This is a genomic window from Roseisolibacter agri (genome assembly GCF_030159095.1).
In the GTDB taxonomy this organism is placed as follows: domain Bacteria; phylum Gemmatimonadota; class Gemmatimonadetes; order Gemmatimonadales; family Gemmatimonadaceae; genus Roseisolibacter; species Roseisolibacter agri.
The window spans coordinates 16,247-42,430 of sequence record NZ_BRXS01000002.1; the positions used below are offsets into that span (position 1 = coordinate 16,247).

The 26,184-nt window shown below is 74.6% G+C and carries 24 protein-coding genes; 15 read left to right on the forward strand and 9 right to left on the reverse strand.

Annotation, left to right across the window (positions count from 1 at the left end; translation table 11 throughout):
* Positions 1–51: 51 nt before the first annotated feature.
* The 4 genes from rosag_RS04650 (at position 52) to rosag_RS04665 (ending at position 5,107) form a co-directional block, all read left to right on the forward strand.
* On the forward strand, positions 52–2,436 hold the full coding sequence (locus rosag_RS04650) for a hypothetical protein (protein WP_284348877.1): 2,385 nt from the start codon (positions 52–54) through the stop codon (positions 2,434–2,436).
* Between the two features lie 39 nt (positions 2,437–2,475).
* Positions 2,476–3,519, forward strand: coding sequence for an ABC transporter permease (locus rosag_RS04655; RefSeq protein ID WP_284348878.1), 1,044 nt, complete (start codon positions 2,476–2,478; stop codon positions 3,517–3,519).
* A complete protein-coding gene (locus rosag_RS04660; RefSeq protein WP_284348879.1) occupies positions 3,516–4,433 on the forward strand; it encodes an ABC transporter permease in 918 nt (305 codons plus the stop codon). Before rosag_RS04655 ends, rosag_RS04660 begins: the two co-directional genes overlap by 4 nt.
* Before the next feature lie 275 nt (positions 4,434–4,708).
* Positions 4,709–5,107, forward strand: a complete 399-nt coding sequence (locus rosag_RS04665; RefSeq protein ID WP_284348880.1) for an ACT domain-containing protein — start codon at positions 4,709–4,711, stop codon at positions 5,105–5,107.
* Between the two features lie 27 nt (positions 5,108–5,134).
* On the opposite strand, the gene rosag_RS04670 is transcribed toward rosag_RS04665, so the two are convergent.
* Positions 5,135–5,545, reverse strand: a complete 411-nt coding sequence (locus tag rosag_RS04670; RefSeq protein WP_284348881.1) for a VOC family protein — start codon at positions 5,543–5,545, stop codon at positions 5,135–5,137.
* Positions 5,546–5,751: 206 nt separating this feature from the next.
* On the opposite strand from rosag_RS04670, the gene rosag_RS04675 reads away from it, so the two are divergent.
* Positions 5,752–6,234 (forward strand): MnhB domain-containing protein, encoded by a 483-nt coding sequence (locus tag rosag_RS04675; protein WP_284348882.1) that lies wholly within the window; start codon positions 5,752–5,754, stop codon positions 6,232–6,234.
* Positions 6,235–6,350: 116 nt separating this feature from the next.
* Positions 6,351–7,499 (forward strand): serine hydrolase domain-containing protein, encoded by a 1,149-nt coding sequence (locus rosag_RS04680; RefSeq protein ID WP_284348883.1) that lies wholly within the window; start codon positions 6,351–6,353, stop codon positions 7,497–7,499.
* Between the two features lie 12 nt (positions 7,500–7,511).
* Here rosag_RS04680 and rosag_RS04685 read toward each other — a convergent pair whose 3' ends face one another.
* Positions 7,512–8,249 (reverse strand): alpha/beta fold hydrolase, encoded by a 738-nt coding sequence (locus tag rosag_RS04685; protein ID WP_284348884.1) that lies wholly within the window; start codon positions 8,247–8,249, stop codon positions 7,512–7,514.
* A 10-nt stretch (positions 8,250–8,259) separates the two neighbouring features.
* Complete coding sequence (locus tag rosag_RS04690) at positions 8,260–9,516, reverse strand: alpha/beta hydrolase (RefSeq protein ID WP_284348885.1); 1,257 nt, start codon at positions 9,514–9,516, stop codon at positions 8,260–8,262.
* 128 nt (positions 9,517–9,644) lie between these two features.
* On the opposite strand from rosag_RS04690, the gene rosag_RS04695 reads away from it, so the two are divergent.
* A complete protein-coding gene (locus rosag_RS04695; protein ID WP_284348886.1) occupies positions 9,645–10,205 on the forward strand; it encodes a Uma2 family endonuclease in 561 nt (186 codons plus the stop codon).
* 12 nt (positions 10,206–10,217) lie between these two features.
* Here the strand turns inward: rosag_RS04695 and rosag_RS04700 are convergent, their stop codons facing one another.
* Positions 10,218–11,273: a hydrolase gene (locus tag rosag_RS04700; protein ID WP_284348887.1), complete on the reverse strand. Its 1,056-nt coding sequence runs from the start codon at positions 11,271–11,273 to the stop codon at positions 10,218–10,220.
* A 70-nt stretch (positions 11,274–11,343) separates the two neighbouring features.
* Here rosag_RS04700 and rosag_RS04705 point away from each other — a divergent pair, with 70 nt between their 5' ends.
* From rosag_RS04705 to rosag_RS04730, 6 genes are all read left to right on the forward strand, one after another.
* Positions 11,344–11,682 (forward strand): hypothetical protein, encoded by a 339-nt coding sequence (locus tag rosag_RS04705; RefSeq protein ID WP_284348888.1) that lies wholly within the window; start codon positions 11,344–11,346, stop codon positions 11,680–11,682.
* Between the two features lie 62 nt (positions 11,683–11,744).
* Positions 11,745–13,391 carry a beta-N-acetylhexosaminidase gene (locus rosag_RS04710; RefSeq protein WP_284348889.1) on the forward strand — a complete coding sequence of 549 codons (1,647 nt, stop codon included), beginning with the start codon at positions 11,745–11,747 and terminating at the stop codon, positions 13,389–13,391.
* A 319-nt stretch (positions 13,392–13,710) separates the two neighbouring features.
* Positions 13,711–14,058 carry an arsenate reductase family protein gene (locus rosag_RS04715; protein WP_284348890.1) on the forward strand — a complete coding sequence of 116 codons (348 nt, stop codon included), beginning with the start codon at positions 13,711–13,713 and terminating at the stop codon, positions 14,056–14,058.
* Between the two features lie 204 nt (positions 14,059–14,262).
* The gene (locus rosag_RS04720; protein ID WP_284348891.1) at positions 14,263–15,774 is read left to right on the forward strand and encodes a hypothetical protein; all 1,512 of its coding nucleotides are present in this window, start codon (positions 14,263–14,265) and stop codon (positions 15,772–15,774) included.
* A gap of 187 nt (positions 15,775–15,961) precedes the next feature.
* Complete coding sequence (locus rosag_RS04725) at positions 15,962–18,016, forward strand: ABC-F family ATP-binding cassette domain-containing protein (RefSeq protein WP_284348892.1); 2,055 nt, start codon at positions 15,962–15,964, stop codon at positions 18,014–18,016.
* A gap of 23 nt (positions 18,017–18,039) precedes the next feature.
* Entirely contained in the window at positions 18,040–18,897 is an 858-nt protein-coding gene (locus rosag_RS04730) for a gluzincin family metallopeptidase (protein WP_284348893.1), read from the forward strand.
* A 171-nt stretch (positions 18,898–19,068) separates the two neighbouring features.
* Here rosag_RS04730 and rosag_RS04735 read toward each other — a convergent pair whose 3' ends face one another.
* Positions 19,069–21,534 carry a S8 family serine peptidase gene (locus rosag_RS04735; RefSeq protein ID WP_284348894.1) on the reverse strand — a complete coding sequence of 822 codons (2,466 nt, stop codon included), beginning with the start codon at positions 21,532–21,534 and terminating at the stop codon, positions 19,069–19,071.
* Here rosag_RS04735 and rosag_RS04740 point away from each other — a divergent pair.
* Positions 21,506–21,715 carry a hypothetical protein gene (locus tag rosag_RS04740; protein WP_284348895.1) on the forward strand — a complete coding sequence of 70 codons (210 nt, stop codon included), beginning with the start codon at positions 21,506–21,508 and terminating at the stop codon, positions 21,713–21,715. The genes rosag_RS04735 and rosag_RS04740 overlap by 29 nt on opposite strands.
* A gap of 122 nt (positions 21,716–21,837) precedes the next feature.
* On the opposite strand, the gene rosag_RS04745 is transcribed toward rosag_RS04740, so the two are convergent.
* Positions 21,838–22,653, reverse strand: a complete 816-nt coding sequence (locus tag rosag_RS04745) for a VOC family protein (RefSeq protein WP_284348896.1) — start codon at positions 22,651–22,653, stop codon at positions 21,838–21,840.
* Positions 22,654–22,829: 176 nt separating this feature from the next.
* On the opposite strand from rosag_RS04745, the gene rosag_RS04750 reads away from it, so the two are divergent.
* Positions 22,830–23,324 (forward strand): GNAT family N-acetyltransferase, encoded by a 495-nt coding sequence (locus rosag_RS04750; RefSeq protein WP_284348897.1) that lies wholly within the window; start codon positions 22,830–22,832, stop codon positions 23,322–23,324.
* On the opposite strand, the gene bla is transcribed toward rosag_RS04750, so the two are convergent.
* From bla to murB, 3 genes are all read right to left on the reverse strand, one after another.
* A complete protein-coding gene (bla, locus tag rosag_RS04755) occupies positions 23,302–24,222 on the reverse strand; it encodes a subclass B3 metallo-beta-lactamase (RefSeq protein ID WP_284348898.1) in 921 nt (306 codons plus the stop codon). The two genes, rosag_RS04750 and bla, sit on opposite strands and share 23 nt — an antisense overlap.
* Before the next feature lie 180 nt (positions 24,223–24,402).
* On the reverse strand, positions 24,403–24,876 hold the full coding sequence (locus tag rosag_RS04760; RefSeq protein ID WP_284348899.1) for a nuclear transport factor 2 family protein: 474 nt from the start codon (positions 24,874–24,876) through the stop codon (positions 24,403–24,405).
* A 262-nt stretch (positions 24,877–25,138) separates the two neighbouring features.
* Positions 25,139–26,152 (reverse strand): UDP-N-acetylmuramate dehydrogenase, encoded by a 1,014-nt coding sequence (murB, locus tag rosag_RS04765; protein ID WP_284348900.1) that lies wholly within the window; start codon positions 26,150–26,152, stop codon positions 25,139–25,141.
* Between the last annotated feature and the right edge of the window lie 32 nt (positions 26,153–26,184).

Below are 26,184 nucleotides of genomic sequence, written 5' to 3' on the forward strand. Positions count from 1 at the left end.
GGCTCCGGACCGCCGCCCCCCGCGCACGGCCCCTGCACCCGCGTCCGCCAGATGTCCCTCCAATCCCGCCCGCTCCGACGGATCCTCCCCCTCGCGCTCGCCCTCGCGGCGGCCGTGGCGGGCGGGTGCCGCGAGCGCGCGCGGATCTCGCGCGACGACGCGGCGGAGATCGCGCGGGCGGAGCGGGTGGTCGACTCCCTCCTGGCGGTCGCCCGCGCCGACGAGACCGCGCTCGGCACCGCCGGGCGCCCCGCCGCCGCCCGGCTCGACTCGTCCGGCGCCCGCGCCCTCCTCTATCTGGAGCGGGCGCGGCTCGGGCTGGGCTCCCCGTTCCGCCTCGCGGAGCAGGCCCGGCAGGATCCGGAGCTCTCGCGCCGCCTGGGCCGCACCCTCGCCTGGGCCCTCCTCGGCCGCGCCGCCTATGGGGAGACGTACACCGTCGATCCGGCCGCGCTCGCGGACGCGACCGACCCCTGGCGGCCGGGCGCGCTGGTCGACGGCCGGCTGCACCGCCGGCTGATCGACTCGACGGTCGCCGCGGCGCCGTCGGCCCGCACGGGCGAGGCGACGGTTCGGCTGGCGTTCGCGCTCGCGCGCGCGGAGCGGCTGGTCACCCCCCGCACCGCGGAGGCGGCGGTGCCGGCGGCGGCGCTCGCCCGCGACCGGCGGCTGGCGCGCGAGGACGCGGCCCGGCTGCTCGCCGCCAGCGCGGCCACCCGCGTCGCCGCCGACTCGGACGCGCTCGTCCTCCTGGAGCGCTGGCGCCGCGAGCGCCGCCTGACGGTCGAGCGGCCGCTCCTGGCCGACGACCTGCGCGCCGACGACGCGACCGCGGCCCGCGACGCCGAACGCCTGCTGGTCGCGATGCGCGAGCGAGTGCGCTCTGCCCTCGTCTCCACGGAGCCAGACACGACGCAGCCGGGCGACAGCATCGCACAGGCTGCGCCGATGGCGCCGTCCGTGGCGGCCGTCGTCGCCTGCGCCGCGCCCGACGCGCTCCTCCCCTGCCGCACCGCGGAGCGCCTGGCCGCGATCGAGTCCGCTCGGCGCGCCCGACCGGATCCGTTCGTGACGATCACCCTGGGCGGCTTCCGCTCGACCGTGTCAGACGGCAGCCTCGAACGCGACAGCATCGGGACCGGCAGCGATCCGGCGGTGCTGCGGCGACTCGCGGCGCGCGCCCGCACCGCCGACGGCCTCGCGGTCGAGTGGGTCCGCGCCCGCGGCACCCTCCCCGCCGACGGTGACGCGCTCCGCCGCGTCGCGCGACTGGTCCATGCGGTCGCGGTCGCGGCGCGGCCGTACGCACAGGCGCCCGTGACGCCGGCGACCGCCGCCGACCGCGACGTCCAGACGGTCGCCGACCGACTCCGCATCTCCAGCGGGATCGCCCGCGTCGCCTTCGAGCGGGGGCTGCCGGCGTCGTGGCGCGTCCCCGCCCTGCGCGACCTCGAGCTGGCGGTGTCCGACCTCCGGCTGGCGCTCCCCGCGTTGACGCTCGACGGGCTGAACGTCCGCATCGGCGCGTCGCCGAAGGGCGACCTCGCGCTCGCGCTCCACGACCCGACCTCGCGGACGATCTTCCTCCCACCCGCCTCGGGCCCGGGGACGATCGCCCACGAGCTGGCCCACGACCTCGACTGGCAGGCCGCGCGCACCCAGCTCGGTCTCCGCGGCACCTACGCCACCGACCGCGCCGCGCGCCTGGGGGCCGAGCCGCTGGCGACCGCGGTGCGCGGCCTCGCGGACACCCGCAGCCGGAACGCGGCCCGCACCCGCGGCGGCAACGACCGACCCGCGGAGCTGTTCGCGCGGGGCGCCGACTGGTTCGTGGCGGCGATGCTGGCGCGCGAGGGGCGCATGAATGGCGCGCTCACCTCGGTGCAGGACGCGGAGCTGCCGGGCTTCGCGGGTGCCGCCGTCCCCGCACCGGGCACTGGAGCCGCCGACGCGATCGTCGAGGCGCTGGGTCGCGTGACGCCCATCTCCCCGGTCTCGGTCGCCTGGTTCCGCGCCCGCTTCGGCGCCGACGCCCCGATGCCGGCGGCCGCCGTCGCGCGCCTGGCGCTCGACGCCTCCTCCACCTGGGGCGCCGAACGGACCCTCATCGGGCTCGGCTTCCCCGCGGGCCTGACCGAGCGGATGCCCCCGGGCGGCTCCGGTCGCGCTGCCGGCACCTGCCCCCTGGCGCCCTGGCAGAGTCGCCTGCTCTGGGTCGCGGCCGACGCGCGCGCCCGCGGGATGCTGCGCAGCCAGGCCGCCCGTGCGCCGATGATCGGCTTCCCGCTCTGGCAGTCGCGAGCCACGTTCGGTGCACCATGGGAGCAGGAGATCCTCGAGGAGCCGCGCCAGCGCTTCCGCGACGCGGTCATGCGCGGCGCGCTGCGCGACCTGCGCGCCCGGGCCCCGTTCGCCGACGTGGCCGCCTGCCGCTGATCAGGCCAAACCGGGCGCGTCGATGGTAGCTTGCGCGCCGTGCCCCTCCGACCGCTCGCCGTCGGCGCCGCCACCCTGCTGCTGGCGGCCGGCGGCCTCGTGCTCCTGCTGGCCGCCACCGGCCACGACGCCGCCGGCGCGCTCTCCGCGCTCTGGGCGGGCGCCGCGGGATCGCGCTACGCGCTGCTCTCGGCCACGCTCGTCCGCGCGACGCCGCTGATCCTGGCCGGGCTCGCGGTCGCCATCGCCTTCCGCGCCGGCATCCTCAACGTCGGGGCGGAGGGGCAGCTGCTGGCCGGCGGCGCGGCCGCGACGGCGGTGGGGCTGGCGGGGGCACCGATCCTTGGCATCCTGGCCGCCCCTGCGGCGCTGATCGCCGGCGTCGCGGCCGGCGCGGCCTGGGCCGGGATCGCGGCGCTGCTCCGCCGCCGCTTCGGCGTGCTCGAGGTCATCAGCACCATCATGCTGAACTTCGTCGCGCTCCACGCCGCCGGGTGGCTGGTGCGCGGCCCGCTCCAGGAGCCGCAGCGCATCTATCCCCAGTCCCCGTCGCTCCCCGACGCGGCGCGGCTCCCGATCCTGGTCCCCGAGTCGCGGCTGCACGTCGGCTTCGCGCTGGCCGTGCTGGCGGGCGTGGCGCTCTGGGCGCTGCTGCGCTTCACCGCCGCCGGCTTCCGGCTGCGCGCCGCCGGCCTCAACCCGGCCGCCGCCGCCAGCGCGGGGCTGATCGCCGTCCCCGCCGTGACGACCGGCGCCTTCCTCCTGAGCGGCGCGCTCGCGGGGCTGGCCGGCGCGGTCGAGGTCACGGGCGTCACCTACGCGCTCTACGAGAACCTCTCCCCCGGCTACGGCTACACGGCGATCGCCGTCGCCCTCCTCGCCCGCCTGCACCCGCTCAGCGTCGTCGTCGCGGGGATCGGCTTCGGGGCCCTGGAGGCGGGCGCCGGCGCGATGCAGCGCGACGCGGGCGTCCCGGCCGTCGTCGTGACGGTCGTCGAGGCGCTGCTGATCCTGCTCGTCCTCGCCGCCGACCGGCTCCGCGACGTGCGCCCCGCCGCCCCCGCGAGGGAGCGCGCCGCATGAGCGACGCCCTGGCCGCCTTCCTCGAAGCCACCGTCCGCACCGCCACCCCGCTCGCCCTCGCCGCCCTCGGCGAGTCGGTGACCGAGCGGGCCGGCGTCATCAACATCGGGCTCGAGGGGGCGATCATGGCGGGCGCCTTCGGCGCGCTGGTGGGTGCGGGCCTCGCGCCGGGCGCCGGCGGCGCGCTCCTCGGCTTCGCGGTGGGCGCGCTCGCCGGGCTGCTGGCGGCGGCGCTCTTCGCGGCGTTCGCGGTCGGGCTCCGCGCCGACCAGATCATCACCGGCACGGCCGTCACCCTGGCCTCGCTCGGCCTCACGGGGACGCTGTACCGGACCCTGTATGGGGAGACGGGCGCCGCGCTCACCCTGCCGACCACGCCTCCGGCCCCGATCCCGGGGCTGAGCGCGATCCCACTGCTCGGCCGCGCCCTGTTCGCGCAGCCGCCGGCGACCTACCTCCTCTACCTGCTGGTGCCGGCGCTCGCGTGGTGGTCGTCGCGCACGCACGCGGGGCTCGCGCTGCGCGCGGTCGGCGAGCGCCCCGACGCGGCCGTCGCCGCCGGCATCCGCCCGCGCCGCGTCCAGCTCGCGGCCACCCTCTTCGGCGGCGCGCTCGGCGGCCTCGCGGGCGCGACCCTGGTGCTCGCCCAGGCCGGGACGTTCGCCGAGGGGATGAGCGCGGGCCGCGGGTTCATCGCGATCGCGATCGTGGTGCTCGGCCGCTGGCACCCGGTCGGCGTCGCCGCGGCGGCCCTGCTCTTCGGCGCCGCGAGCGCGCTGCAGTACCTCTTCCAGGCGATGGGCTGGCAGCTGCCGTATCAGCTCTTCCTCGCGCTGCCGTACCTGCTGACGCTCGTCGTGCTGGCGAGCGTGTCCGGACGCGCCGCGGCGCCGGCAGCGCTGGGACAGCGGTAGGGCTGCGTGCTGCGTGCTCCGTGCTGCGTGTGGGCGCGGTGCCCTCGGCAGTCCGCGTCGCACCCGAGCTGTCCGCCACTGGTGAGGATGCGGATGCTCCGGATGAGACGGATCATGCGGATCGCTCCTCGGAGTGCACGGGACGTCGCCGCCACGCGGCGCGATCCGCACGATCCGTTCAGATCCAAAGGATCCGTATCCTCCCCAATAGCCAAAGGGGTCCGGCGCGTCGGTGTCGGCCACGCAGCACGAAGCACGCGGCACGCAGCCTCCCGATGCATCTGACCGACCTCCCCACCCTCCTTCGCTCGCTCGCGCCCGTGCTGCGCGACGGCGAGTGGGTGTTCTGCTGGCTCGATCACGACGCGGCGCAGGCGCACGCGGAGCACGCGCTGGCGAGCATGCGCGAGGACGACGGCATGTCGCTCGTGCTGCCGCTGGCGCACGCGCGCGCACACGGGCTGCCCGACACGCCCGCGTTCCGCTGCATCACGCTCACCGTGCACTCCAGCCTCGAGGCGGTCGGGCTCACGGCGGCGGTGTCCGGCGCGCTCGCCGCGCGCGGCATCGCGGCCAACGTGATCGCGGGTGCGCGCCACGACCACGTGTTCGTGCCGGAGATGCGGGCCGACGAGGCGCTGGCGGTGCTGCAGGCGCTGTCGCGCGGCGCGTGAGGACCCGCAGTCCGCAGCGCGCAGCCGTCAGTTGGTGAGTGGCACCTCGGCCATGATCGCCAGCAGGTTCTCCTCCGGGTCGCGCAGGAACGCCATCCAGATCTCGCGGTCCGCGAGGCGCGCGATGAGGTGCGGCGCGTCGACGAACGTCACGCCGCGCGCGGTGAGCGTCGCGTGCGCCGCGTGCACGTCCGGCACGCTGAAGTAGAGCACCGAGTTGCCGCGCGGCGCCTCGCCGTCCTCCGGCTCCCCCAGCATCAGCCGCTGCCCCGCGCAGTCGAAGAACGCGAGCCTCGGCGGCGCCTCGAACAGCAGGGGCAGGCCGAGCACGTCGCGGTAGAAGGTCACCGCGCCGCGCAGGTCGCGCACCGTCATCGCGATCTGTCCGATGCGGCCCAGCCCCGTCGCGGCCAGTGCGTCTGCGGCGCTCGTCGTCATGTCTCTCCCGGTGGTGCGTGCGTCGCGCACGCGGTGCATGGCGCATGTCGGTCGCGCATCGGCCATCCGCCGCGCCGACGACCGCCACGGTGCCCCGCGCCGCACGTGGCCGCAAGCGGCTTGCGCGAGCGGCCATGCACTTTATAATGCAAAGTGGATGACCGGTCGAACCCGGTCGCGGCGTTCACGAGCACCGGGAGGAAGTCGTGCGGCAGTGGCTGAGACGCATCCGCGGGGTGCTCGGGATGGGGCTGATCTGGGCGATCGGCGGGATCGGCATCGGCGGCCTGATCGAGCTGCTCGACAACGTCGCGCCCGCGGCGCACGGCTTCACGCGCCAGGTCGACATGTGGCCGCAGACGCTGGCGATCCCCGGCTTCATCGCCGGCGTGGTGTTCGCCATCGTGCTCGGGATCGCGGGCGGGCGCCGCCGCTTCGAGGAGCTGTCGTTCCAGCGCTTCGCCGCCTGGGGCGTGGTGACCGGCGTCCTGGTGGGCGCGCTCGGCATGTCGCTCGGCGCGCCGATCCTCTTTCTCGGCGTGATGACGGTGCTCAGCGTCATCGGCGCCTCGAGCACGCTGGCCCTCGCGCGCTTCGCCGAGCGGCGTGGGCTCATCGGTGCTGGCGCGACGCCGCGTGCGGAGCTCGCGCCCGGCACGGCGCAGGAGCTGCTCGGGCGCGGCGACTGAGCGCGCCGGCGTCCGGCGCGACCGCGCGGGAGGCGCGAGTCCTGCCGGAAGCGATGGCCCGAGCCGCGGCCCCGGCCGTGCCGCGGCGCGCCGTCCCATCGCACGAGGGAGATCGCATGACGCCGCGTCGGACGCGAAAGGCCGTCGGGTGGATCGTCGCCACGATCGTCGGCATGGTCACGCTGGCGGCCGTCGCCGCCGCGCAGCCGGGCGGGCCGTCCGCGCCGCAGCTGGACTCGCTCGTTCGCGCGGCGCAGCAGTCGATCGGCGCGCCCGGCATCTCGGTCGCCGTCGGTGTCGGCGGGCGGATCGCGTACTCCGGCGCCTTCGGCAGCGCCGACGTCGAGAACGCGGTGCCCGCTACCGCGGCCACCGTCTATCGCACGGCGTCGGTGGCGAAGCCGTTCACCGCCGCCGCCGTGCTCCGCCTGGCGGCGCAGCGGAAGCTGGAGCTCGACCGCTCGATCCGCGCCTACGTGCGCGAGCTGCCGGCGACGTACGACCGGGTGACGCTGCGCGACCTGCTGCGCCACACCGGCGGCGTGCGCCACTACCGGAACGACGCGGAGTTCGTGACCACGCGCCACTGCGACAGCCTCGCGCAGGCGCTCGCCATCTTCGCCACCGACTCGCTGGAGCACGCGCCGGGCGAGAAGATCACGTACTCGAGCTACGGCTACACGCTGCTCGGGCTCGCGGTGGAGCGTGCGTCGGGCCAGCGCTACGTGGACGTCGTGCGGACCACGGTCTTCGAGCCGGCCGGCATGCGCGGCACCCGGCTCGACGATCTCGCCGTCGTGCCGCACCGGGCGCGCGGCTACCGGCGCGCGGAGGGCCAGCCACTCGCGAACGCGCCGCCGCTGGACGCGAGCTGTCGCGTGCCCGCCGGCGGCTTCGTCGCGACGGCCGAGGATCTCGTGCGCTTCGCGATGGCGCTCGATGCGGGCACACTGCTCGACGCGCGCTCGGTGCGCGAGATGACGCGGTCGCACCTGACGCCCGACATCATCGCGCGCACGCTGGCCGGGCTGCCGGTGCCGCCGGGCTATCAGCCGCCGGGCATGGGCTTCGGCTGGGCCGTGGAGCCGGACGGGCGCGCCGTGTACCACGGCGGGAACCAGCCGGGCTTCACGTCGATGCTCTACCACGTGCCCGATCGGGACCTGAGCGTCGCCGTGATGACCAACCTCGACGGCGCCGGCGACGCGCTCACGGAGCTCGCGCGCCGGATCGCGGCGACCTACGCGGATCCGGTGCGCAAGTAGCGACCGGACGTCTCAGGACGGCGCGGTCTCGGCGCGCGCGTGCACCTCGGCCACCTCGCGCGCGAGGCGCGCGGGATCGGCGTGCTCCAGCGGATGGCCGGTCGCGGGCAGCACCGCCAGCTCGCCCTTCGGCAGCGCGCGCACCGCGGCCGCGCACTCGTCCAGCGTCATCGTCGCGTCGCGGTCGCCGACGCAGATGCGCGCCGGACACGCGATCGCGGCCAGCACGTCGGGCGTGACCGTCGGCCGCGCGGCGATCGCGTGCATCATCGCCGCGGTGCGCGACAGCACGCGCTCCCATCCGCCCGCGTCGCCGTGGCGCGCGGCCAGCGCATCGGCGAAGCGCGGCACCTTCGCGCGGATCGCGGCGGGATCCAGCCGCGACGTCTCGCGCGCCGCCGACTCGGGCGTCCACGCGAGCTTGGTCGCCAGCGTCACCACCGCGCGCACGCGCGCCGGATGCTCGGCCGCCAGCAGCAGCGCCACGTAGCCGCCCATGCTGTAGCCGAACACCGTCGCGCGCGCGATGCCGTCGCGGTCCATCGCGTCCAACACGCCCGCGGCCAGCCGTGCGACGTCGTACGGCGCGTCGGACGCGGCGTCGGGATCGGGCGTGGCGCCGTGCCCCGCGAACTCGTGCGCATGGACGGGCGTGCCCGCGGGCACGAGCGGCGCGAGGGCGTCGGCGAGCGGGCGCAGCGTGTCGCGCGCGCCGAGCGCGCCGTGGAGCAGCAGGATGGCGTCGGGCATGGCGAGAAAGCTAAGCGGGCCCGCCACCCGCCTCGTCGCCGGTCACCAGCCGCAGCTCGCCGTAGCGGCGCTCGGGGTGCTCCAGCAGCACGTCCGCGGGGCGGCCCAGCAGCGCGTGGTCGAGGAACGCGCGCACGAGGTCCGTCGTGACGCGCAGCGCGCGCGTGCCGTCGATCGGCCCCCAGCGCATCCACCGCCGCTCCGCGCCCACGATCAGCGACTCGGCCAGCGCCGCATCCGTGAAGTCGAGGTGGCGCGCGCCCAGCAGGCGCACGCGGCGCGCGTCAGCCGAGCGGGAGGAGATCCGTGCCCACTCGCCGGTGCGCCGCCGCTCGCTGCGCTCCACGCCCTGCCGCGTGAGCACGTACCACGCGGAGTCGCGGCCGGCGGGTGCCTCGTCCATCGCCGGCAGCTCGCTGCTGACGAAGAGGAGCGGCTGGCGCGGGCGCGCGTCGAGCACCGCGGCGCCCATCGCGTCGCCGTCGAGGTTCATGGCGGCGCGCACGAGCGTGTCGCGCGCCGCCGCGACGATCGCGGTGGTGCCGCCCAGCGAGTGGCCGAGCGCGGCGACGCGCGTGAGGTCGAGCCGTCCACGCGCGGGCGAGCGCGATGCGGTGTCGAGCGCGCGCAGCTGCCGCAGCACGTGCAGCACGTCGTCGTGCGCGTGCCGCTGGTCGTCGGCGATCGCCGCGCCGACGCCGAGCGTCTTGGGGACGACGCGGCCGTCCCCGTGGACCACGACGTCCGCGAGCCCCGCCGGCGCGACGCCGACGACCGCGTAGCCGTGGCTCGCGAGGTCCTCGAGCATCACGCCGTAGTCGGTGGGCAGCCAGCCGTTGCCGGGCGTGAAGACGAGCACCGGCGCGCGGCCCGCGTCGCGCGCCCACGGCGCGTCCGTCACCGCGTGCACGCGCAGCCCGCGCATCGCCGCCGCCGCGGCGTCGCCGATCTTCGCCGCCGACGCGGTCGCGCGCAGGTCGCCCCACGCGCCGTCGAGCGCGGGCTGGAGCGCCGCGTCTCCGCGCGCGACGCGTGCAGGCTTCGCCGCCGGATACCAGAGCCACGCCGTGATCGTGCGCGCGTGCGTCGTGTCGGTGGGATCGCGCCGCGCGGAGTCCACCCACGTCAGCAGGCGCCGTCCGACCGCGTGCGGGCCGGTGGGCGCGGGTGCCGTCATCTGTGCGAAGAGTGCGAGCGGCGCCGCCGCGCCGACGACGGCGCACGTGGCGAGGCGAAGGAGGTGGCGCGCGAGCATGGGAGCGTGCACGGGTCGGTGGTCGTGGCATCCGCGGTCGCGGTGCCCCGACGTGGACACGCCCCGGGCCGGCAGGGTTGCGTGCGTGACTCGGCGACCGATGCGTCGTAGCTTGCGGCATCCACCCGTCGGAGGACGGCATGACGAACTCGCTCACCACCGAGCCGCTGCTGACCGCCGAGGACCTGTACGGACTGCCTGACGACGACCAGAGCTACGAATTGGTCGAGGGGCGACTCGTGGTGTCGGAGCCGCCCGGCATGTGGCACGGGGCGCTCGTGATGCGCATCGGCACTCGACTGACCGCCTTCGTCGATGCGAACAGTCTCGGTCTGGTCGTGGCCGAATCCGGCTACGTTCTCTCCCGCCGCCCCGACACCGTGCGCGGCCCGGACGTCTCGTTCATCCGAACGGACCGGCTGCCCGCACGCGCGGTCGCGCACCGCTTCTACGAGGGCGCGCCGGACCTCGCGATCGAGATCGTGTCGCCCGGCGACCGCGCCGGCGAGCTCGCGCACAAGGTGCAGGGCTACCTGCGCGCCGGCACGCGCGCGGTGTGGGTCGTCTACCCCGACACGCGCAGCATCGTCGCGCACACGCCCGACGGCCTCGCGCGCCTGCACGGCCCCGACGACGCGATCGACGGCGGCGACGTGCTGCCCGGCTTCACCGCGCCGGTGGCCGAGCTGCTGCCGGAGTGAGCGCGCGCCGACTCAGCCCGCGCGCTGCGTGAGCGCCGGCACCGCCGAGTCGCGCGTCATCGCCGCCGCGAACTCGAACGCGCGCCGCTCGGCGTAGTAGTCGGGGGCCCACGGCACGCGCCCGCCGACGAAGCCCACGTGCCCGCCGCGCTCGTGGAACTCGATCGTCAGCGCGGGATTCGCGACCGCGATCGCGCGCACCTCGTCGAGCACCGCGGCGGGGAGGAACGGATCGTCGACGGCGCTCAGCAGCAGCGTCGGCACGCGCACGCCGTGCAGGAAGCGGATCGCGCTGCTGCGCGCGTAGTAGTCGTCCGCGCCCGCGAAGCCGTGCACGGGGCCCGTCAGCAGGTCGTCGAAGTCGTAGAGCGTGCGCACGCCCGGCAGCCGCTCCGCCGCGATCAGGTCGGGGTACGCCGCCAGCTTCGCCTCGACCTTGCGCACCAGCGAGCGCAGGAAGTGGCGCTCGTACACGCGCGCGAAGCCCTGGCTGATGTGCCGCGAGCCGCGCGCGAGGTCGAACGGCACCGAGATCGCCACCGCGCGCCGCAGCGTCGACGGCACGCGCTCGCCGCGCTCGCCCAGGTACTTCACGAGCTGGTTGCCGCCCAGGGAGACGCCGACCGCCGTCAGCGGCGCGTCGGGGAACTCGCTCGCGATGCGGTCGAGCACCATCCCCGCGTCGCCCGTCTCGCCCGAGTGGTAGAAGCGGCGCTGGCGGTTGATCTCGCCGCCGCACGAGCGGTGCAGCATCAGGTCCATCGCCCAGCCGCGCCGCGCCGCCTCGGCGAACATCCCCCAGGCGTAGTGCGACTGGCGCCCGCCCTCGAGGCCGTGGAGCAGCAGCAGCCGCGGCGCGCGCGCGGGGTCGCCGCGCGACGGGTCGGCGCTCAGGCGCTCGACGTCCAGGAAGTCGCCGTCCGGCGTGTCCCAGCGCTCCGTGCGCGTGGCGACGCGCGGAAGGCGGCGCGTGAGCTTCCCCCAGATCGTCTGCGCGTGCGGGTTGCGGGCCCACCACGCGGGGCGGAAGGCGGGAGCGGGGCGATTGGACGGGGAGGGGGACGACATGACGCGGAACCGGCAGTGCTGCGCCCGCCGCGGATGCGCGCGCGGGCCTCGTCGCCCAGTATACACGTCCATGCCTCCGCTCGCCCTCGCCCTTCGCGTCGTCCCGGCCGTGCTCGCCCTCGTCGAGGTGGGCGTCGTGCTGTTCGTGCTGCACCTGATGGTGTCCGAGACGATGCGCGCGCGCGGCTACGCGGCCTGGCGGGTGCGCGACACGGCGCTCACGGTGCCATTGCTGCTCGTCGCGCTCGCCGTCGCGTTCGGCACGATCAACCATGGCGTCGCCCGGCTGGCGATGGACGTCTGGCGCGGACACCCCTGGGCGCCGCACGCGGCCGCGACGCTCGGCGTGCTCGTCGTCGCGCTGGTGGTGGCGGCGTTCGGGGCGCGGGCGGTCCGCAAGCTGTTCTGAACGGGCGCGGAGCGGGCGCGGCGGGGGTTCGCGCGGCCGCGTCCGCCCTCGATATTCGTCGCATGCCCACCCCCTCCCGGTCCGTCGCGCGCGCGCTGTCCGTTGCGCTCGCCCTGTCCGCGTGCGCGCCGCGCCGCGCCCCGTCGCCCGCGCCCACGCCCACGCCGGCTCCCACGCCCGCGGCGGTCCCCGCGACGCCGGCACCGCTGCCGCGCCCCGCGCTCATTCCCGCGCCGACGCGCATGGAGCTCTCGACGACGGAGCGCTTCGTCGTCACCGAGAGCACGACGGTGACGTTCGACGCCGACGCCGCGCCCGAGGTCGAGCGCATCGCGCGCCTGACCGCCGCGATGCTGGCGCCGAGCGTGCCGCGCGAGCCGCGGCGGCTGGCGGCGGGCGAGGCGCCGGGGCGGCACGCGATCCATCTCGCGCTCGCGTCGGCCGATGAGCCGTCACCGGGCGACGAGGGCTACGCGCTGACGGTCACCACCGAGCGCGTGACGCTCGCCGCGCGCGAGCCGGCGGGGCTCTTCCACGCGGTGCAGACGCTGCGGCAGCTGCTGCCGGTGGCGGTCGAGCATCCGGCCGCGATCGGGCGGCGGCTGAGCGTGCCGACGGGCCGCATCGAGGACGCGCCGCGCTTCGCGTGGCGCGGCGCCATGCTCGACGTCGCGCGCCACTTCCTGCCGGCCGAGGACGTGAAGCGCTTCATCGACGCGATGGCGCTCTACAAGCTGAACCGGCTGCACCTGCACCTGAGCGACGACCAGGGCTGGCGCATCGAGATCCGGTCGTGGCCGAACCTCGCGCAGTTCGGCGGGCGGCTGCAGGTGGGCGGCGGCACGGGCGGCTACTACACGCAGGCGCAGTACGCCGAGCTCGTGGCCTACGCGCGTGACCGCTTCATCACCGTCGTACCCGAGATCGACATGCCCGGGCACACGAACGCGGCGCTGTCGTCGTATCCCGCGCTCAACTGCGACGGCGTGGCGCCGCCACCGTACACGGGCACGCGCGTGGGCTTCTCGACGCTGTGCGCGTCGAAGGACACGGTCTACGCGTTCGTGAACGACGTCGTGAAGGAGCTGGCCGCGCTGACGCCGGGCCCGTGGCTCCACATCGGCGGCGACGAGGTGGAGAAGCTGACGCACCCCGACTACCTGCGCTTCATCGAGCGCGTCGAGGGGATCGTGCGGTCGCACGGCAAGCGCGCGGTGGGCTGGGGCGAGATCGCGCCCGCGAAGCTGGACACGGCAACGGTCGTGCAGCACTGGCGCTCCGACGCGAAGGGCGTGCGCGACTCGACCTTCCTGCACGCGGCGCGCGGCGGGCGCGTGGTGCTGTCGCCGGCGCGGCGCGTCTACCTCGACATGAAGTACGACAGCGCGACGGTGCTCGGCCTGCGCTGGGCGGGGCTGGTGGGCGTGCGCGACACGTACGAGTGGAACCCCGCCACCGAGCTGCCCGGCGTGACCGAGCGCAGCGTCCTCGGCGTCGAGGCGCCGCTCTGGTCGGAGACGCTGGAGAAGCGCAGCGACTTCGAGGCGATGGCCTTCCCGCGCCTGCTCGCGCTGGCCGAGGTGGGCTGGACGCCGCAGGCGGGGCGCGAGTGGGCGGCATTCCGCGCGCGGCTCGGTGCGCACGGGGCGCGGCTCTCGGCGCTCGGCGTCAACTTCCATCGCGCGCCCGAAATTCCATGGGTGCAGTGATGCGCGCGATCACGCCCTCGCCGCGCCGGGAGCTGCGGACCGCGGACTGCGGGTCGGACCTCGGGAGGTGTCGGCGCGCTGGACTCGTTTGCCTCTTGGAGAGGATGCGGATGCTCCGGATCTGAACGGATCAGACGGATCCCTCCGTGTGGCGCGTGGGACGTCGCCGCCGCGCGGGACGATCCGGAGCATCCGTTCAGATCCGCAGCATCCGCATCCCTCCCAAAGGCCACAGGGCTCCGGCGCGACGTCGCAGGCCACGCAGCACGCAGCACGAAGCCTCGAGCATCCGCAGCCCGCAGCCCACAGAGTCTCTGTCATGGAAGTCCAGATCTTCGGCCACAAGAAGGACCCCGATACTCGGAAAGCATTGCGCTTCTTCGCCGAGCGGCGCGTGAAGACGCACTTCGTGGACTTCGCGGAGCGCGCGGCGGCGCCCGGGGAGCTCAAGCGCTTCGCGCAGAAGTTCGGCGTGCAGGCGCTCGTGGACCGCGAGGGAAAGCGGTTTGCGGAACGCGGGCTCGGCGTCGCGCGCTATGGCGACGAGCGGTGGCTGGAGCTGCTGGTGGACGATCCGGGGCTCGTGCGCACGCCGCTCGTGCGCTTCCAGCACAAGCTCACCGTCGGGCTCAACGAGGCCGAGTGGAAGCAGTGGTGCGGCAAGTGACCGGCAGCGACGCGACATCGTCCTGAGCGGGCGGAAAGGGCTGCGCGGTGATGTGACGCGGCGCACATTGGTGGCCAGCGGCGTGACGCCGATGGCCGGCGAGGCTCTACCCGGCTCGACCAGGCGGTCATAACGTCGAAGGCGCGTCCCGGCACTGCACGGTGCGGGACGGCGCGAGCGCCCGGGTGCGGGCGGGAGGGGAGCATGAGCGAATCGAAGACGATCGCCGTGGCGCGCGCCACGAAGCCGGCCCCCGTCGCGCCGGAGGCGCGCGAGGAGTCGGCACCGGAGTCGCGCGGCACGTTCACGGGCGACCACCCGCTCGCCGGCGACGCCGGCCGCGACCGCAGCGCCACCGAGTGGACGCACGAGGTCCAGAGCTGGCTCGACCCGCAGCACTGGCCGCAGCCCGCGTGGTCGGCGACGCGGCTGCGCCGCAGCGGGCTGCACCGCTACGACTCGTACGTGCTGCACCAGTGCCGCGTGCGCTATCTGGAGCTCGAGACCGACTTCCGCACGGTCTTCGGCAACTGGTCGTACGGCATGCTGGGCGGCGAGCCGGTGGACGTCGTCACGGGCCAGTGCGCGGTCGGGCTGCTGCACGGCGCGCGCAAGGCGCTGGAGCAGCCGGACCCGGATCTCCTCGCGGTCTCCTCGACGCTCGACCTCGTCGAGCGCTGCATCGTCTGGGCGACGCCGTCGTACCTGCTCTCGGCGCGCATCCCGTCGCTGCGCCGCCGGCTGGAGCAGGAGGTGCCGGCCGACGTGCGCGAGGTGCTCGAGCCGCTGCTGCGCCGGCTGGCGCAGGCGACCGACGGCGCGGGCGGCGGGCGGATGCAGGTGCCGCTGCACGAGCTGCGCAGCGCGATCGACGAGGCGACGTCGGTGCTCAACACCGCGGTCACCGAGCGCCAGATCACGAGCGGGCTGCAGCTGGAGCGGCTGACGATCCTGCGCGACCGCGGGATGGTGCTGCTGGGCGTGCTGGTGCTGCTGCTGCCGATGCTGATGCCGGCGGTGCCGCCCGGATCGGGCGCGCGGCTGACGGTGCCGTTCGTGCTGCGCTTCGTGCCGCTGGCGGCGTCGGACGCGTGGCTCTCGGGCGCGGCGGTGGCGCTGTTCGGCGCGGCGGGCGGCTTCCTCAGCGGGCTGCTGCAGGCGCGCGCGAGCACCGTCTCGACGGCCGAGTACCAGGACAGCGTGCTGCGGCTGGAGCTGCGGCCCATCGTCGGCGCGACGATCGCGATCGTGCTCTTCGTGCTGCTGTCGTGGGGGATCGTGCCGGGCGTCGCGATCACGAGCGGCGGGTCGTTCCTGCTGCTCGCGTTCCTGTCGGGCTTCTCGGAGCGCTACTTCCTGCGGCTGCTGGAGCTGAAGCCGGACGAGGCGCAGGATGCCGCGCGCAACGCGACGGGCACCTTCCCCGCCATCCCCGCTCGGGAGGCGGCGCGCACCGCGCTCCTGCGCCCCTCGGGCAACGGCGGCGGCGGCGGGAGCACGCCCTCGGCCAACGGCTCGTCGAACGGCTCCCACGGCAACGGCCGCGCGAACGGCACCAACGGGAACGGCGGCTACGGCGCGGGCGGGCGCCTGGGATCGCTGGCCGACGCGCCGCCCGCCGACGACGCCGTGCGCGCCGGCGAGGCGCCGGGGGTGCCGGTGGTGGGGGCGCTGTACTGTGATGCACCGCGCGCCGGGTACGACGAGAATCGGTAGGGCGCGCGAAGGCGGAGGACGGAACGGCGGAGAACGGAACCGCGGAAGACGATGAAGCGTGAAACAGAGGGGCGGACCTGTGCTCGATGCTTCGAGCTGGCGGGTCCGCCCCTCCGTTTCACGCCCTTCCGTCCTCCGCTTCACCGTTCTCCGCTGTTCCGTCCTTCGCCGTCTGTAGATTGTCCGCATGACGCAGCTCGCCGTCTCCAACGTCGCCGTCGAATTCGGCGCCACCACGCTCTTCCAGGACGTCACCTTCACCGTCGCCGCGGGCGAGCGGTGGGGGATCATCGGGCGCAACGGCTCCGGGAAGACGACGCTCTTCAAGCTGCTCACGGGCCAGCTGGCGCCCTCGCGCGGCCAGATCGCGCGCCAGCCGGGGCTCAGGGTCACGCTGCTCGAGCAGCACCGCGACTTCGGCCACGCCGAGACGGTGTGGGAGGCCGTGGCCGGCGCGTTCGCCGAGCTGCGCACGCTGGAGCGGCGGCTGGCCGAGCAGGCGAAGGCGCTCGAGACGACGCATGACGAGGCGGCGCTGGAGCGCTACGGCCACGACCTCGAGCGCTTCGAGCGCGAGGGTGGGTACTCGTACCACGCGCGCGTCGACCAGGTGCTCGACGGCCTGGGCTTCGATCCCGAGGTCGCGAAGACGCGGCTGCTGAAGACGCTCTCGGGCGGCGAGCGCGGACGCGTGGGCCTCGCGCGCCAGCTCGTGCTGCCGGGCGACGTGCTGCTGCTCGACGAGCCGACGAACCACCTCGACCTCGAGACGACGCGCTGGCTCGAGTCGTACCTGCAGGGCGTCGATCGCACGGTGATCCTCGTCAGCCACGACCGCGCGTTCCTCACGTCGGTCGTCGACCACGTGCTGCACGTCGAGGGCGGGTCGATGTTCCCGTACGCCGGCGGCTACGCGGCGTTCGTGGCGCAGCGCGAGGAGCGGCGGCTGACGCAGCAGCGCCAGTTCGACAAGCAGCAGAAGACGATCGCGGCGCAGGAGGACTACATCCGCCGCAACCTCGCCGGCCAGAACACGAAGCAGGCGAAGGGACGGCGCAAGCTGCTCGCGCGGCTGCCGCGCCTCAGCGCGCCCATCGGCGGCGAGGACGTGATGGCGCTGCGGCTGGAGACGGAGGGCCGCGGCGGCGACCAGGTCCTCGTCGCGGACCGCGCCTCCCTCGGCGTCCCCACCGCGGACGGCGGGCATCGTACGCTGATCCGCGACTTCAGCGTGCGGCTGTCGCGCGGTGAGGTCATCGGCTTCATCGGCCCGAACGGCGCGGGCAAGAGCACGCTGCTGAAGGCGATCGTCGGCGAGCGCGGCACGCTGCTGGACGGCTCGCTGCGCACGGGCGACTCGATCGTCGTCGCGCACTACCGGCAGGACCTCGCGCAGGTGCCGTTCGGGCGCACGCTGTACGACGTGATCCAGGACCTCCGGCCGACGTGGGAGCGGCGGCTGGTGCAGGGCCACCTGGGCCGCTTCGGCTTCAGCGGGGACGAGGTGCTGCGGCGCGCGGACACGCTCTCGGGCGGCGAGCGCGCGCGCGTGGCGCTGGCGATGATGATGCTGCAGCGCGCGAACCTGCTGATCCTCGACGAGCCGACGAACCACCTGGATGTCGAGAGCATCGAGGCGCTGGAGGACGCGCTGGACGGCTACGACGGCACGGTGCTGCTGGTGTCGCACGACCGCGCGCTGCTGCGCGCGCTGGCGACGCAGGTGTGGGCGCTGCACGACGGGCGCGTGCACGTCTTCGAGGAGCCGTTCACGGAGTGGGAGGCGAACGGCGGCGAGGACGCGCTGGCGAGGCACGCGGCGTCGCGCACCGTGGCCGACGCGCACAACGCGGACGAGCGCGCGCGGCGCGAGGCCGAGGCGCGCCAGAGGCAGCGCGACGCCGAGCGCGCCGACCGCGCGCGCGAGCAGGAGAAGGCGTCGCGCCAGCAGGAGCAGGAGCAGCGCAAGGCGACCGACCGCGACGCCCGCCGCACCGCGCGCGACGCGCAGCGCCGCGCCGAGCGCGCCGAGCAGCGCGCGGCGCAGCTGGAGACGGAGGTGGCGGCGCTGCAGGCGCAGCTCGACGACCCGACGCTCTACGCGACGCCCGAGGGCGTGCAGCGTGCGAGCGCGATGTCGCGGACGCTGGACGAGCGGAAGGCGGCGCTGGAGGCCGCGCTCGAGGAGTGGGCCGTCGCCAGCGAGGCGCTGGAGGCGGCGGGGGCTGAGGGCGGCCGCTAGCCGCGCCTCACGCGCTCCATCGCGTGCGCCCGCCGCGTCGTCTCGCGCTGCTCGCCGCGCTGCTCGCCGCGGTCGCGGCGTCGGGCGTGGCCGCGGCGCGCCGCGCGGCACCGGGCCCCGACGGGCACACCGCGCCGTTCGTGCGCCGCGTGCTCGCGTCGTCCGGCGGACGCTGGGTGGAGCATCGCGCGCTGGGGCTGCACGTGCACGCGCCCGCGGGCTCGCGCGCCGCCCGTGTGCTGCCGGCGCTCGCCGCGCAGGCCGTCGCCGCGCGCGACGCGGACCTGCGCCTGCTCGGCGCCACCATCGACACGACGCACCTCGAGCTGCTGGCGCTCGACACGCGCGAGGCGATGCGCCCGTTCACCGGCGGCACCCCCGGCGGCTGGGCCGAGTCCGCGGCGTCGGCGGTGCTGTTCGTGACGAACGACTCGGCGCGCGCGCCGCTGCGCCACGAGCTGATGCACGTGCTGTCGTGGCAGCGCTGGGGCACGCCGGCCGGTCACTGGATCTCGGAGGGGCTGGCGATGCACGCCGTCGGCCGCTGCCACGGGCGCGACGTGCACGCGATGGCCGCCGCGCTCGCGGCCGAGGGCCGTCTCGTGCCGCTGGCCGAGCTGCCGCGCCGCTTCGACGTGCAGGGCGAGGCGGGCGCCGCGATGTACGTGCAGGCCGGGAGCTTCGTGCGTCACGTCCTCGACACCTACGGCACCGCGCGGCTGCGCGCGCTGTGGCAGGGCGGGCTGCGGAGCGCGCCGCTGGCGCTCGGCGCGGACGTGCCGACGCTGGAGCGGGCGTGGAGGGCGCGCGTGGACGCGGCGAAGACGAGCGAGCCGTGGGCGGCGATGTGGGCGGAGGTGCGGAGTAGCGGGTGCGAATGAAGTGAGACTGCGGAGGACGGAACGGCGGAGGACCGAACGGCGGAAGACGATGAGGCGTGAAACGGAAAGGCGGACCTTCACTTGAAGCTTCAAGCCGAAAGTTCCGCTCTTCCGTCTCACGCCGTTCCGTTCTCCGCCATATCGTCCTCCGCCGTTCCGTCCTCCGCAGTCTCACGTGTTCAGGAGCATTTTGGTGAGATTCGGCAACCCCGCCCCCTGCTGCGGCCGGTGTCGCTGCAGGTCCGTGCACGACGCGAGCAGCAGCGCCTTCAGGCGATCGGGCTCGCCGATGAACTCGCGGCGCGCGGACAGGAACGACGCGAGGATCCCCGACACGTGCGGCGCCGCCATGCTGGTGCCGCTCATCTCGACGTAGAGGTCCTCCGCCGACGGCGTGCCGGCGGCGCCGTTGCCGCCGTTCCCCTTCACCCAGTCGTGCCGGCACGAGCGCACGCGCTCACCGGGCGCCACCAGGTCCGGCTTCTGCCGCCCGTCGGCCGTGGGGCCGCGCGACGAGAAGTACGAGATGCCGTACGTGTGCGGCCGCGTCTTGTGCGTCGAGCCCACCGCGATCGCGTCCTCGAGGTTCGCCGGGTCGCCGATCGAGAGGTCCATGTTCGCCTCGATCGGCCCTTCCAGCGTCTGCAGCGTCGCGAAGCCCTCGTTGCCGGCGGCGAGCACCACCACCACGCCCTGCCGCCAGAGCCGGCGCAGCTCCGTGCACAGCGGCGAGTGGCCGCAGCCGAACACGCTCTGGTCGAACGGCCCGCCGAGGCTGAGGTTCACGCCGTGGATCACCAGCTGGCCCGCGCGGCGGTTCACCTCCGCGATGTGGTCGAGCGCCTTGATGATCCACGCGTCGCGCCCCGTGCCGTCGTCGGCCAGCACCTTGTAGACGTGCAGCTTGGCGGCGGGCGCGATGCCGGTGAAGACGCGCGGCACGCCGTCGGTGGGCCGGAACTCGTGCCGGCCGGCGATGATGCCCGCGACGTGCGTGCCGTGGCCGTGGCCGTCGGTGGCGGTGCCGCCCTCCTTCAGCGCGCCGCGCTTCGTGCAGTCGTACTCCGCGACCACGCTGTTGCGCGCCGCCAGGTGCGGATGCGACGCGACCACGCCCGTGTCCAGCACCGCCCACTGGATGCCGCGCCCGTCGGCCTGGTAGCCCAGGTGCGCGGTGGACGCCTGCACCGTGCTCGCCGACTCGTCCAGCAGCGCGCGCTTCACCGCGTTCCGCCAGATGCGCTTGATGCCGAGCACCGTGACGTCCGTCTGGTGCGCGAGCCACTCGGCCTCCGCGCGCGTCAGCTCGGCCGCCATGAAGCGATCGAGCTCCTCGAGCGCCATGTCGTCGAAGTCGACCTGGCTGTCGCGCGCGCGGTCCTCGAGCCGGCGCCGCACCTCCGTGCGCGCCACCGAGGTGGGACGGCCCGTGAGCCCCGGATCCGCCAGCTCGATCAGCACCTCGTGCCGGATGTCGGGCGGCCGGTTCTCCATCTCGCGCACCATGTCGCGCGCCATCGTGAACTCCGCCACCGGCTGGAAGAGCGCCGTGTCCACGACCTGCCGCACCGCCATGCGCACCGGCGGCGTGCGCAGGTAGCCCGTCCCCGAGTGCGGATGGCGCGGGCTGTCGAGGTTCCACTCGACGTCGTCCTCGACGCGCACGCCCGTCGCGCTGGGCGCGTAGTCCTGCGACAGCCGCTTGTCGAGCGCCACCGGATCCAGCGGATCGGCGACGTTGAGCCAGCGGCGCACGTTCGGCGGGACGCGGAGCCCCGTCTCCTTCTTCAGCTGGTCCTGCACCTCCCTGATGCCGAGCGGCGACCCGACGGTGACGAGCAGCGCGACGTCGAGCGTGCGGAACTCCGGCTCCGACAGCACCGCGTAGGCGATCATCGAGCCCTGGCTGTGCGCGACGATCACGAACGGGCCGCCGCCCGTGCGCAGCCGCGCGCGCAGGCTCTCGCGCATCGCCGCGCCGCGCGCGGGCACGAAGAAGAAGTCGTGCACGTCGCGCAGCAGCGCGCGCGTGAGCTGGCGCGTGATCCAGCGGCGCACGAACTCGGGCACCGGGAGGATCTTCGCCTCCACCGCGCGCGCGCCCACGTCGAGGCCCTGCGCGCGCTGCAGGCGCAGCGGCCGCCGCTCCTGGAAGGCGGCATCGGCCTCCGTCGCGCGCACTTCGGTGCTCGCCTCGATCGTCGCCGCGACGCGCTCCAGGAAGCGCTGCGCCTCGGGATCGTCGGGCGCGATGCTCTGCGCCTCCTGCGCGAGCGTGACCTCGTGCAGGTGCTGCCGCACGCTGAGGCCCTCGCCGGTCGGCTCGCTCTCCAGCGTCACGAGGTCGCCGCCCTTGCACGTCCCCTCCTCGGCCCGCGGATAGTACTCGCGGTTGCACCAGTACGAGAGGCGACTGCGCTCGCCGAGGTCGAACCCGAACAGCGCGTGGTCCCACTGGCACTTGAGGACGCTGGGCAGCGGCTTGTTGCCGATGCCGTGCACGTAGACGATGGTGGCCGCGCGCCTGGCGGCGGCCGGCGCGGCGGCGGCCTTCACCGCCTGCGCCGGCGGTGCGGCCATCTCCACGGTCTCCGCCACCACCTTCGCGGTGGGCCGCTTCGCGGCGGACTTCCTCACCGCGGTCTTCTTCGCGGCCGTCTTCTTCACTGCGCCCTTCTTCGCCGTTCCCGTCTTCGCAGCGCCGCGTTTCGCGGCGGTCTTGCGCGTCGAGCCGGATCTGCGAGCCATGGACCCTCCTGACGATGAGGCGGAGGACGATGCTGCGGAGAACGGAACGGCGGAGAACGATGGAGCGTGAAACGGTGGGGCGGATGATTCGAGCGCGGAGCTCCAGTCGCGCCGCCGCCCCATCGTATCACGCCCCACCGTCTTCCGCATCACCGTCCTCCGCCGTTCCGTCCTCCGCCCCTCCGTCCTCCGTCACATCGGGCTCTTGTTCTCCAGCACCGCGAAGTACGCCCCCGTCGGATCCTGCGCGACCGCCATGCGGCCCCACTCCTGGATGTCCATCGGCTCCATCATCGGCGTGCCGCCGAGCGCCGCGATCTGCGCCACCGCGGCGTCGGCGCTGGCGACCGCGAAGTAGGGGAGCCAGTTCGGGCGCGACTCCGCCTCGGGCGGCATCGGCATCATCCCGCCCGCGTACTGGTCGCCGCGCTTGAACAGGCCGTACGTGCCGAGCGGCATGTCCATCGACTCGTGCGTCCAGCCGAACAGCTCGCCGTAGAACTTCGCTGCGGCCTCCGGATCGGTCGTCAGCAGCTCGTTCCACGCCACGGTGCCGAGCGGCGCGTTCACCGGCGGCTCTGGTGACGGATCGTTGCCGCGGAACGGCGAGAACACCGCGCCCTGCGGATCCTCGCTGACCGCGAAGCGGCCGACGCCCGGGATGTCGGCCGGCGGCACGCACGTCTTCCCGCCCAGCGCCTCGATGCGCGCGCACGTCGCGTCGACGTCGGCGGTGCTGGCGTACGCGATCCAGTGCGACGGGACGCCGTGCGCCGCGTCGAGCGGGACGATGCCGCCGACGCCGTGCTCGCCCGCGGTCACCATCGTGTAGTCGCCGAACTCGCCCATCGGCATCACCTGCGTCGTCCATCCGAAGAGCGCGGTGTAGAACGCCTGCGCGCGCGACGCGTCGGTCGTCATCAGGTCGTGCCACACGAAGCGGCCGGCCGGCGTCGGTGCGGCATACGCGCTGGTGTCGCTGCTGGCGTTCTGGGCGGGGGTCGTCATCGAGCCTCCGGAGGTGGGCGCGCGGGGATGTGATGCATTCGTCGGCGGGCGCCCAACGATCGCACGCCGTCGCGCGGCGTCAACCCGCGCGGCGCGTTCGAATCTCGTCAGGGCGCGCCGCGGTGGTGGGTCGCGTGTCCCATGCGGCGCGTGCGCGCGGACGATACCTTCGCCGCATGACGCCGCCCGACCGCGCCACCATCGAGCTGAAGCGACTGCCCGACGTCGACCGCGGCGCGCTCGTCGCGCTCATGAACCATCCGCTCGTGCGCCGGCACATGCCGCTCGCGCGCGGCGCGTTCGGCGCGGAGGAGTGCGCGCGCTGGGTGGCCGCGAAGGAGCGGCTGTGGGCGCAGCACGGCTACGGGCCGTGGGCGTTCGTGGTGGACGGCGAGCTCGCCGGGTGGGGCGGGCTGCAGCCCGAGGGCGACGACGTCGACCTGGGACTCGTGCTGCACCCACGCCACTGGGGCGTCGGCCGCGCGATCGTCACGCGCATCCTCGACGTCGCGTTCGGCGCGATGCGCCTGCCGTCGGTGATCGTGCTGCTGCCGCCGAGCCGCGTGCGCGTGCGCGGCCTGCACCGGCTGGGGTTCGTCGCCGACGGGGAGACGACGATCGGCGACGAGCGGTTCGTGCGCTACCGCCTCACGGCGCCGACGGTCGCGTAGCCGGCGGCACCGCGCGCTCGGTCGCTGCGCGCTTGGTCGCGACGCGCCGGGCGAGCCGCTGCCGCGCATCGGCCGCGAGGCGCCGGCACGCCGACGGATCGCGGAACGCATCCGCGCGCCCCTGCTCGCGCGCCGCCAGCCGCTCGAAGAGCTCCGAGAACCCCGGGTGCGGCGTCAGCAGCACGTCGCACCGCAGCCGCTCGAGCGTCGCGTGGCCGCGCGCGAAGTCCTGCAGCGCCTGCGGGTAGCGCGTGTTGCGCGTGAACAGGAAGCCGTCGGCCGACACGGGCGTCTGGCTGTCGGCGTACACGAGGTCGAGGCAGCGCTCCTTCTCGCACGCGCGCCAGCTCCAGGTGGTGCCGCCCGGCGTGTGGCCGCCGGTGAAGTGCGCGGTGAGCGCGAGCGGCCCCACGCGCACGGTCTCGCCGTCGGCGAGCGCGCGCACCGTCGGCACGGCCGGATACGGGATGTCGAGCCCGTGCTGCGGATCCTCGGGCAGCGTCGTGCCGCGCCGCATGACGGCCGCGCTCCACGGATGCGCCGCGACCGTCGCGCCCGACATCCGCTGCAGCGCCGCGAGGCCGCCCGCGTGGTCGTAGTGCGCGTGCGAGTTGAGAATCACGCGCACGTCCTCCATGCGGAAGCCGAGCGCGCGCACGTTCTCGGCGATGCGCGCGGCCGACTCGGGCAGCCCGCCGTCGAGCAGCACGTGGCCCTGCGGCGACGTGACGAGGATCGCGCTCAGCCCGCGCGTGCCGACGTACCAGCTGTCGCCGTGGATGCGGAACGGGCGCTGCGGCGCGTTCCACTCGACGCAGCTCGCGCACGGGGTCGTGTCGACCTGGGCGCGCAGTGCGAGCGGCGCGGCGAGGAGGGTGGCGAAGGCGAGCAGGCGCATGGGCCGGGCGCGGAGGAGCGGAGGACGAACGGGCGGAGAACGATACCGCGGAGGACGATACGCCGTGAGACGAGAGGGCGGACCTCCCGGCTCGATGCTTCGAGCGCGAAGGGTCCGCCCTCTCGTCTCACGCCTTCTCGTCTTCCGCCCTTCCGTCCTCCGCCGTTCCGTCCTCCGCCCTCAGGGTTCCGGTCGGAAAGCCGCCGCCGCCCGCCCCGTGTCCATGTACTCGCGGAAGCGCGCGATGCGCCCGTCGCGGATGGTGAAGACGTGCGCGTACTCGCCCTCCCACTGCCGGCCGGTGGGGATGACGTCCCACGCGTAGTGGCCGAGGACCACCACCTCGTCGCCCTGGGCGATGTACTGGCGCGGCTCGAAGCGGCGCGGCGTCTGGTGGACCGCCAGCTCCTCGAAGAATTGCGCGGCGGCCGCGCGCCCGTGGCGCGGGCCCGTGTACGCCGCGTGCTCGACGACCGGGATGTGCCACTCGATGTCGTCCGTCATCGTGTCCAGCAGCGCGGGGATGTCGCCGCGCTGGAAGTGGGCGATGGCCTGCTGGACGATGCGCGTGTTCGCCTCGACGTCGCGATCGCTCGTGGCGTCGTACGACGACGGCGTGGAGGACGACAGCGGGTTGCTGATGGGCGCGCTCATGGCCTGTGACCTCCGACCGGGGTCCGCTCGGTTCCCGACGCCCGCCCACGCTGCGAGTGGCCGGCGGAAGTGTCAAGAGAACGGAACGGCGGAGGACGGAAGGGCGGAAGACGGAACGGCGGAGGACGATGACGCGTGAAACGAGAGGGCGGACCCTTCGAGCTTGACGCATCAAGCTCACAGGGTCCGCCTTCCGTCTCACGCCCTTCCGTCCTCCGCTTCACCGTCCTCCGCCGTATCGTCCTCCGCCGTTCCGTTCTCCTCAGAATTCGCCGATGAACCCGATCTCCGGCTCCAGCCGCTGCCCGAACTTCTCCTCCACCGCGCGCTGCGCGAGCGCGATCAGCTCGCGCACGTCCTTCGCCGTCGCGCTGCCGCGGTTGACGACGATGTTCGCGTGCATCGGCGAGATCTGCGCGCCGCCGTGGCGGTGGCCCTTGAGCCCCGCCTGGTCCACCAGCCGCCCCGCGCCGACGCCCTCGATCTTCTTGAAGATCGAGCCCGCGCTGGGATGGATCTGCAGCCACGGATGCCGCGCGCCGCGCCACGACAGGTTCTCGTGCAGGATGCGGTGCAGCCGGTCCGGATCGCCCTTCTGCAGCCGGAACGTCGCGCTCAGCACGATGTCGCGGCGGTGGTGGAAGACCGTGTCGTCGTAGCCGAACTGCACGTAGTCCGCGTCCACGACCTTCCGCTCCCCCTCCTCCGAGAGGATCTCGCAGCTCTCGAACGCCTCGGCGATGAACATCGTGCGCTCGCGCTCGGGGGCCGGCGAGAGGAAGTGCAGGTTCTGCCAGATCGCGCCGCCGACGGTGCTCGGGATCCCGATGTAGTGCTCGATCCCGCTCCAGCCGCGCTCCACCGCCTCGAGGATGATGTCCTGCATGATCGCGCCGCTCTCGGCCCACAGGTGCCCCGTGTCGCCCTCGGGGCGGATGCGGAAGTGGCGCGCCGCGTTGCGGATCACGAGCCCGCGGAACCCCCTGTCTCCGACGAGGATGTTGGCGCCGAGGCCGAGCAGGAAGTGCGGGATGCCGAGCTCGCGAGCGGCCCGGATGGCCGCCTCCAGCTCGTCGGCGGACCGGGCCGTGTAGAGGGCGTCGGCCGGACCCCCGATGCGGAACGAGGTGTACTGGGCGAGTCGGACGCCGCGCCGCACGCGGTCGGCGCCGAGGCGCCCGCGCAGCGCGTCGAGCTGGTCGTCGGTGAGGGGCGTGGCGGTGGTCGGGGCGGCGCCGGTGGCCGCATCGGAGACTGCTGGCAGCGTGGACGTCATGAACCGAAACCAAACGACGCCCCTTGGCGGTC